Here is a 7,901-nt window from a genome sequence, read left to right as displayed (position 1 = left end):
GATTAATCAATTAACGCAACTTGGTATCGCATCAGATACCTATACTATCAAATACAATGACAAAGTAGATGATACCAGTGATCCCAACACATTAGAGTTTTATTATGAACCGTTGATAGAAAGTAATAACAGTTATATTCAACCCAGAGTGTTAATCGAAATGGGAGCTCGTTCTTTGACAGAACCTACTGAGGAAAGAGAAGTAATCTCATTTATTGACAGTGAATATGCCCATCTTCCTTTTGCACAAAAAGCAACAAAGGTAAATGTGGTCGTTCCAACACGTACTTTTATTGAAAAAGTATTGTTACTACATGAAGAATTTTTAAAACCAATTCATCACATAAGAAGCGAGCAGTTGTCTCGTCATTTGTACGATATAGATAGGTTAGCTAATTCTGAATATGCGCAAAGAGCCTATCAAAATCATTCGCTTTTTGAGCAAATTGTAGCACACAGAAAAGCCATTACGCCATTACGAAATATAAGTTATGAATTCCACAAAAGAGATACTTTACAAATAATCCCACCTGATGAAGTACTGACCGAATGGGAACAAGATTATAAAGCGATGCAGCAAAATATGATTATAGGAGATTCTAAATCCTTTCCTGATCTTTTAGAAAGAATGAAAGAAATAATGCAAAATTTTAAAACAAACTAACGTAGCGCAAGTTGTATTATTTTTAAATTATGAAATTTACCGAAGCACAGTTAGAACAAGCCGATAATTTTAAGAAATATAATTAAAAAAGTTATTTCCGAAAAACATTTTTGAGCTTTGTGAGGAGCTCAAATGTTTTTCAAAATAACTTTATCATGATCTAATTTTTAAACTTTTACATAGCACTAAAAATTTTATTTATTGCATTAACAGTAGCCATTGAACTCACTTGATGGTACATATTAAATGTTTTAATATCTCGATGTCCTGTAACACTCATTATTACTTTGTCAGCAAGTCCAGCATTTCGAAGTATGGTCACAAAAGACCTTCTAGCCGTGTGTGTTGTTATACGATCACAAAATGCCTTTATAAATCGTTGTTGCTCTACTCCTTTCGTACGAGAATATTCTACATCATGAACAAATTCCATGGCTCTTAAAATCTTTTTAATTGCTCTATTTTGTTCCTGATTTGTACTGAGTGGTAAAACATAATCATATCTCTGTAAGATTTCCATAGCTATTTTATACAGTGGAATTTCTCGATCTGGTTTTTTATGATCCTTCCCTTCTTTAAGGAAAAGACAATTTTCAGCAGTAACGATACGCTTATTAACAAGTTCTAAATCACCGTACCGCAAACCAGTTAGACACTGAAAAACAAAAACATCCTTAGCATTGGTAAGCGATTCCGTTGCACACTCAAAATCATAAATTGCTTTTACTTGCTCCATTGTTAATGCTTCTTGGCGAGTTAAAACACGTTGCGGTTTTTTGAATTCTAAAAATTCGGAATTAAATGCATGTCCATTTTTAACAGACCAAAACATAAAGGTTTTGAATAATCCAACATTACGACTAAATGTATTAGTATAATGATCTTTATATTCATAGCAAAAGTCTGTAAATTCAGTAAAGAATTTTTTATTAATTTTTGCAAAGGTTAATTTGTAATTTTTAACTTTTTCAAATTCTTCCAATAAGTTTTTAATATTCTTGTATCTCTTTATAGTATTTTTTGACCATTCTTTTAATTTGACCTTTTCGTCGGTAAATCTATCATATACTTCAAAAAAAGAGCTAACTTTAACTACTCTTTCAAACACTTGATCGAAATGCGCTTTTAAAATAGTACTGTCAAAAGTTTGCTCTCCCAACTCTGAACGTGAAATTATTTTCTGAAATTCCGTAGCAAAATCATGTAGTCTTTTATTAATTTGTTTTTGATTTTGAGAAATTGAAACACCCTTTTTATACGGACATTTATTTTCAAAATCCCAATGCTTAGGTAAAATTGCTTTTTTAGTAGAATAAACAAATTTCTTCTTTTCGTCATTGAAAAAGCAAGAGAAAAGAATTAATGTTTCTTGATCAGATTTAGGTTTACGGAGATTAAAAGTGTACTTCATAATTTTTATAATAATTTAGTTAAAATGATGCGTTGACAAAATGGTTGACAATTATGTTATATTTCATTACTATTAAATTTTATAATGAGACATAAAAAACAACCACAAAAGACTGTTTAACAACAACATAGTTAATAAATTTATATAAACAAATATATACGAAAGTATAGCCGGCGACTCCACTGGATGGGATGATTGAAAAATCATCCCTTTTTTTATTATATAAAAGCAATCCTTTTTCTTTCATTAATAGGTGATTGCGAGATAATAAATCAAGCATTGTAGGTGTTCGATAGATGCCATCCTGATAGTACAAGTTGCTGTCGAACACCAGTTTTACTAATTCTCTTTTTTGATAGATATCAGCCTGTTGATATATATTTCTCATATCTACAAGTTTCTCTAAATTCTTCTGTAAAATTGAATAGGCTCGAACTTCAAATTTCCCAAGTCGTTCAATTGCACTATTACATGAAAAGATAGTATTATTATAAGACGAATACCATCTGTCATAAGTATCCTTTGAAATTTCATTTTTTATCCATTTTTCTTCAACTGAGAACAACTTTTCCTGAGTTTCTTCAAAAATTAATTTGTTCTCTATTATTTTCTTTTTATTTTCTTTAATTTTTTCTTCTATAGCACTGTTAGTTGACTCTTTTATTTCAGAAATAATTTTTTCTGGAAGACTTATTAATTCCCAAATTTCCATAAGTTGATTATGAGCCTTAATAGCGCTAATGTTATTATGCTTTGAAACTTTACATTTATAATATTGAAAATATTTTCCTGATTTTCCTCTCGATGGTGCCCCTGTTAAATAATTTCCACAGTGACACTTTAAAATACCTCGTAGTGGAAGATTTTCATCTAAAACCGCCCTTATAGTTACTGGTTTTTTCATTTTGTTCTGCACAAGTTGCCAAGTTGCTTTATCAATAATAGCTTCATGGATAGCAGGAAATATACCGCCTGGGTGCTCTTTATAAGCCTGTACCTGCAGCATTCCAGCATATACAGGATTTGTTAAAAGCCTTTCAACCGCAGTATTTCCTTTCTTACTAAAGCCAATACTACGAGCTTTCTCTTTTATTTTATAAAGTGGTAAATCATGTAAAAAAGAATCAAAAATAAATTTTACAATTTTAGCTTCTTGCTCGTCAATAACTAATTTTCGTTCCTTTCCTTCACCCACTTTCATGTAACCGAACGGTGGTTTAACACCAATGTAGCGTCCCTCTTTTGCCCTTGCAGTATAAAGGCCCCCTCTAATTTTAATACTTCTATTTATATTGTCCTCTTCAGCAAGTAGTAATTGCAGTCCCGCTCTGAAAAAACTTCCAGCAGTATCATAATCAAATGTTATTCCTTCAGTCACGCTGACTATCTGAATATTATATTTCCTTTGAAGCATCTTAACCATACTCATTGCTTCTCCTGCATCTCTACTAAACCTATCCATCTGATCAACTAAAAGATAGTCAACTCTTTTAAAATGCTTAGCAATAAACTCTTTAAGTTTTATAAAATCAGGCCTATCAAATGTCTTTGCACTTTTACCTCGATCAATAAAACTGTCAACCAGTTCAACATTATTAAATTTTAACCATTGATCTGTATAGAGTTCTTGTCTTTCAATAGATCCATTACTTTGACCTAACTGACTAAATCGTAAATATCTAATCGCTCTTTTCATCTAGTTTTTTTAAAGTTATAGAAACAATAATATCGATAAGCAAATTTACAAATTTGTACTTCGTCTCCTCATCTATATTTAATTTTAATTCTTTTATCTTACTATCGATCAAATCCTTATTATTATTTTCCTTTGCCATTTTTTCCCTCCTTTTCTTTTGTATTTACCAGAATTAGGTTATCCACTTTAGATTATTTATGTGTATAGTAATAAATTTAACAACTGAATCAGATTAAAACAGATAGTGGCTTCTAAAGTCTTATTTTGACCACAATTGGCAGTTAGAAATCAAAGTAGTACCCCCAAAAGCACATTTATTTCCTTTCCTCACCCACTTCGCATAAAAGAGCTTTGGTTGGATATACTGAAAAACATATCGGAAAATCCAAGGCAAATCCCAAGCAATATTTTCCAATATCCTTTTGGTGGCTTTCATAGCCACAAACAACTTAAAAATGGTTAAAAATTCTGCCAGATAAATGATGGTTTTGTAATCACATAGACCATTTCTTAATGCCTTTTCCATTGGCTTCCACACAGGTTTTATCCAAGAGCCAGTATGCTGTTTTGTCCCATTTCAAGAGCAAAGGTATTTCCGTGTTCTTAACGCAACATCAAGGTCAAGCCCTGCGGGTTTGACAAAAAATCTCCACCCATGCGGGTCGTATTTTTTGTCAAAACCTTGCTGTTGCTAAACACGAACCTTTTATGCTCGTGAAACGAAACAAAGCATACTCCGGCTCTTTAGACGAATAAAAAAAATGTCAGAAATGAAAATATACAGCATTAGAAATGGTAAAAGAGAAACGAAACTTCACCTCCTCTCAATACCAAATAAATTAAAAAAAAAATCAATAATTCAAAAAAGTAGAAATCATGAACATCACAGGACGATTGACAAGAGATGCGGAAGTCCGCACAACGTCACAGAAAAAACAAGTAGTAAACTTTTCAGTAGCAATCAACGACAGCTACCGTAACAAACAGGGCGAACGCATAGAACAGACGACCTATTTCGACTGCTCCTATTGGATAAGCCCAAACGTAGCTTCGCTACTCACAAAAGGCACTTTGGTAGAACTATCGGGAAGAGTTAGTACAAGAGCGTGGACAGGGAATGACGGAGAATTAAGAGCAGGACTGAATTTTCATACCTCACAAATCAAACTGCACGGAGGTAGCAGGAAAGCGGAAACCATACAAGCAACTGCAAAAGCCGAAAACAACAAAGTTGCAGAACAGGGAACAGAAGACGACCTCCCTTTTTAATAACAAGTATTCAAACAATTTTAAATCATTTTATCATGGCACATAACATCAATTTCAACGAGAGAACAGGACGGTATTCATTCTTTAGCGTTCAACAAAAAGCGTGGCACGGTTTAGGGCAAATCGTAGAGCAATACCCAACAAGCGAGGAAGCTATCAAACACGCAGGATTAGATTACGAAGTCGTAAAATCCCCACTATTTACAAAAGGTTCGGGTATTATCGAAACGGCAAACGGCATTGAGATAGGGAGTAGTGAATTGGAAGTACCAAACTATTTCGCCAACATACGCACCGATAACAATAAAGTATTGGGCGTGGTGGGGAAAGATTACCACATAGTACAAAACCGTGAAGCCTTTAATTTCTTTGATGCTATTGTAGGCGGTGGCGAGGGTATTCTGTATGAAACCGCAGGAGCATTAGGCAACGGAGAGCGCATATTTATCACTGCCAAATTGCCCGACTATATCCGTGTAGGTAATGGCGATGACGTAACAGAAAAGTACATTTTCTTAACTACTTCGCACGATGGTAGCGGAAGTATCACAGCCGCATTTACACCTGTTAGAATTGTTTGCCAAAATACGCTGAACGCTTCGCTACGCAGTATGACCAATGTAATTCGTATCAAACATACTTCGGGAGCAAAACAACGTATCGAAAACGCCCATAAAATTATGGGACTGGCGAACACTTTGAGTAATCAATTAGAGAATATTTTTAATGAGTGGGCAAGCGTAAGAGTTACAGACCGAGAAGTAAGAAAGCTAATCCAATTGGCACTTTGCCCGAATAAAGAAACGCTTGAGTTAATTAAAAAAGGTGCAGAAGATGAAATTTCAACCTTATTTAAAAACACCGTTGACGATGCTTTTTCTTACGCAATGATGAGCGACACGCAACAAATGGACACTACAAAAGGAACATTGTTCGGAGCATATAATGCCGTTACAGGATACTATCAGAATGAACGCAATTACAAAAATGATGAAGCCAAGTTGCAGAGTATTGTATTGGGTGGAACAGCTCAACTCAAATCTCAAAAAGCATTTGAATTGTGTACTGCCTTTGCATTGGACGGTGCGGAAATCTTAAACCTTAATTAAATAATCATAGGCTACTGTCTTAAACGGTGGTAGCCTACTATAAAACAACTATGAATGTAACAGACATAAATGGTTGCCAAATTGAAGTAACAGATTTAAAGGAAGCTATAAAAATAGCAAAGCGATACAAAGAATATAACCACGAGGACAGCAATTTTTCGGAGTTTGACAAAAGACAAAAAACCTATTGGTCAGATATGTACGAAAAACTAAGAGCAATCAATACGCAATTAACAACATCTTAAATTTTATAGCAATGAATACTAATTTTTTCAATCAGATAGCACAGTTGGACTTTACAGGAGTATTACAACTGAATATTTCAAAAGGAGCAGAAAATAACCTAATTGTTTCGGTTATCCTCAACAACGAACAATGCGGAGATAACGCCAAAAATCTAATTCCGCCATTGACATTTAATGCAACGCCCCAAGAGTTTGACGATGGATTTTTTGAGCAAATAACCGCACCTATCCAAACCGTTTCGGGTTTAATGGTGGATATGGAGAAATTTCTAAAGCAAATGGAAGAAGTCAAAAAACAATCGGCTATGGAGAAAGAAAAAGCCGATAAACAGAAGAAAGAACAAGAAGCCAAAGACAAGAAATTTAAAGATGGAATGGCAAAGGCGGAAGAACTAGAAAAAGAAGGCAAATTCCGTGAAGCGTGGATGAAAGTACCCGAGATAACAGAGTTTCCCGAAAAAGCGGACGAGATACGCAAACGTAAAAACGCATTCTCTGAAAAGTTTGCAACACCGAGCCTTTTTGGAGCAATGGAAGAAGTAAAACCCGAACTGCAACAAGAGGAAGAAGTTACAGTAAATTATCCTACCGATGAAACGGAAGAAGAACAAGAATATTAATCCAAAAAATCAGAGTTATGTTAGTAGCAACGCAATTAAAGCGAGTTTTTATACTCAAAGATAAAGGACAGGACATTAGACTGACCGACCCCGAACCACGTTGGAGCGTGGAAGCCGTAATGAATTTTTACGCCAATTTGTACCCGATACTTACAACGGCAAAAGTATCTGCTCCGCAAATAAAAGACGATGCAGTTGAGTACAAATTTGAAAGCGTAATGGGTACAAAAGGTTAAACCAAAAATCAAAACGATGAATTATGCAACCACATATCCTATCGGGAATTATCAGCATACCCGAACAGAAAAAACAACGGCAACTGCACCGACAATTGGGCGAGTTCGCACAATGGATGCAAAGACCAAAAGATGCAAACCAAGTACAAAAAGACAAGCGGAAAGCCGTACCAATAGCAATGTTGCCAACGGTTTTCTAAAGTGTGTATTCCTGCCTAAACTGAAAACGGCACAATCCGTACAGGCTTGTAAGGAAACTGCAAAAACAGAGAGGGATTTTTATCAATCCCTTTCCAAACTTGCCGAGCATTATCGCATAGAACCGATGCAAACCCAAATATACGGCTATCCATACAATATCGTTTTGGCGATTTGGGATATAGAAAGCAAGTTAAAACGAACCAATGCAAATTGGGATAGTTTGCGATTGGTACAGGATAGCAGGAAAACCTTTTTTATTAGTGAAGAACGATACGATACAAAAACGACCTTGTATTATATTCCTATCGTTCCGCTCTTTAAAATGCTCAACGACAAAAGGCGTAAAAAGACCGCTCAATTAGTGGTTTCCGTATGTAGTTATCTATATCACATTGTTGATATTCCGTATTACAGACAAGAAAATAGTTATCTGTATTGGATGTATGAAAT

Annotated in this window: 10 protein-coding genes and 1 pseudogene; 7 read left to right on the top strand and 4 right to left on the bottom strand. The window is 34.6% G+C overall.

The window, feature by feature from the left end; all coding sequences use genetic code 11:
• Nucleotides 1–664, top strand: a 664-nt coding sequence (locus tag WBQ70_RS06915; protein ID WP_423912146.1) for a nucleotidyl transferase AbiEii/AbiGii toxin family protein, incomplete at its 5' end; no start/stop codon positions are given.
• A 175-nt stretch (nucleotides 665–839) separates the two neighbouring features.
• On the opposite strand, the gene WBQ70_RS06910 is transcribed toward WBQ70_RS06915, so the two are convergent.
• The 4 genes from WBQ70_RS06910 to WBQ70_RS06895 form a co-directional block, all read right to left on the bottom strand.
• Entirely contained in the window at nucleotides 840–2,075 is a 1,236-nt protein-coding gene (locus tag WBQ70_RS06910) for a tyrosine-type recombinase/integrase (RefSeq protein WP_423912143.1), read from the bottom strand.
• Between the two features lie 79 nt (nucleotides 2,076–2,154).
• On the bottom strand, nucleotides 2,155–3,771 hold the full coding sequence (locus WBQ70_RS06905) for a recombinase family protein (protein ID WP_423912140.1): 1,617 nt from the start codon (nucleotides 3,769–3,771) through the stop codon (nucleotides 2,155–2,157).
• Nucleotides 3,755–3,910: a hypothetical protein gene (locus WBQ70_RS06900; RefSeq protein ID WP_423912137.1), complete on the bottom strand. Its 156-nt coding sequence runs from the start codon at nucleotides 3,908–3,910 to the stop codon at nucleotides 3,755–3,757. The genes WBQ70_RS06905 and WBQ70_RS06900 overlap by 17 nt, the downstream gene beginning before the upstream one ends.
• 120 nt (nucleotides 3,911–4,030) lie before the next feature.
• Nucleotides 4,031–4,297 carry a hypothetical protein gene (locus tag WBQ70_RS06895; protein ID WP_423912134.1) on the bottom strand — a complete coding sequence of 89 codons (267 nt, stop codon included), beginning with the start codon at nucleotides 4,295–4,297 and terminating at the stop codon, nucleotides 4,031–4,033.
• Between the two features lie 350 nt (nucleotides 4,298–4,647).
• Here WBQ70_RS06895 and WBQ70_RS06890 point away from each other — a divergent pair, with 350 nt between their 5' ends.
• From WBQ70_RS06890 to WBQ70_RS06865, 6 genes and pseudogenes are all read left to right on the top strand, one after another.
• On the top strand, nucleotides 4,648–5,040 hold the full coding sequence (locus tag WBQ70_RS06890; RefSeq protein ID WP_423912132.1) for a single-stranded DNA-binding protein: 393 nt from the start codon (nucleotides 4,648–4,650) through the stop codon (nucleotides 5,038–5,040).
• Between the two features lie 35 nt (nucleotides 5,041–5,075).
• Nucleotides 5,076–6,149 carry a DUF932 domain-containing protein gene (locus WBQ70_RS06885; protein ID WP_423912129.1) on the top strand — a complete coding sequence of 358 codons (1,074 nt, stop codon included), beginning with the start codon at nucleotides 5,076–5,078 and terminating at the stop codon, nucleotides 6,147–6,149.
• Nucleotides 6,150–6,199: 50 nt separating this feature from the next.
• Nucleotides 6,200–6,394 (top strand): hypothetical protein, encoded by a 195-nt coding sequence (locus WBQ70_RS06880; protein ID WP_423912127.1) that lies wholly within the window; start codon nucleotides 6,200–6,202, stop codon nucleotides 6,392–6,394.
• An 11-nt stretch (nucleotides 6,395–6,405) separates the two neighbouring features.
• Nucleotides 6,406–7,014 carry a PRTRC system protein E gene (locus WBQ70_RS06875; RefSeq protein ID WP_423912124.1) on the top strand — a complete coding sequence of 203 codons (609 nt, stop codon included), beginning with the start codon at nucleotides 6,406–6,408 and terminating at the stop codon, nucleotides 7,012–7,014.
• A 17-nt stretch (nucleotides 7,015–7,031) separates the two neighbouring features.
• Nucleotides 7,032–7,250 carry a PRTRC system protein C gene (locus WBQ70_RS06870; protein ID WP_423912121.1) on the top strand — a complete coding sequence of 73 codons (219 nt, stop codon included), beginning with the start codon at nucleotides 7,032–7,034 and terminating at the stop codon, nucleotides 7,248–7,250.
• Nucleotides 7,251–7,266: 16 nt separating this feature from the next.
• A pseudogene (locus tag WBQ70_RS06865) lies at nucleotides 7,267–7,901 on the top strand (hypothetical protein); the annotation flags it as partial.

The organism is Flavobacterium sp., assembly GCF_049590715.1.
GTDB lineage: Bacteria > Bacteroidota > Bacteroidia > Flavobacteriales > Flavobacteriaceae > Flavobacterium.
This window is presented reverse-complemented; position numbering and strand designations above follow the sequence as displayed.

Coding starts and splice junctions, on each gene's coding strand:
- WBQ70_RS06910 (WP_423912143.1), bottom strand. CDS start 2,075: ATGAAGTACACTTTTAATCTCCGTAAACCTAAATCTGATCAAGAAACA.
- WBQ70_RS06905 (WP_423912140.1), bottom strand. CDS start 3,771: ATGAAAAGAGCGATTAGATATTTACGATTTAGTCAGTTAGGTCAAAGT.
- WBQ70_RS06900 (WP_423912137.1), bottom strand. CDS start 3,910: ATGGCAAAGGAAAATAATAATAAGGATTTGATCGATAGTAAGATAAAA.
- WBQ70_RS06895 (WP_423912134.1), bottom strand. CDS start 4,297: ATGGAAAAGGCATTAAGAAATGGTCTATGTGATTACAAAACCATCATT.
- WBQ70_RS06890 (WP_423912132.1), top strand. CDS start 4,648: ATGAACATCACAGGACGATTGACAAGAGATGCGGAAGTCCGCACAACG.
- WBQ70_RS06885 (WP_423912129.1), top strand. CDS start 5,076: ATGGCACATAACATCAATTTCAACGAGAGAACAGGACGGTATTCATTC.
- WBQ70_RS06880 (WP_423912127.1), top strand. CDS start 6,200: ATGAATGTAACAGACATAAATGGTTGCCAAATTGAAGTAACAGATTTA.
- WBQ70_RS06875 (WP_423912124.1), top strand. CDS start 6,406: ATGAATACTAATTTTTTCAATCAGATAGCACAGTTGGACTTTACAGGA.
- WBQ70_RS06870 (WP_423912121.1), top strand. CDS start 7,032: ATGTTAGTAGCAACGCAATTAAAGCGAGTTTTTATACTCAAAGATAAA.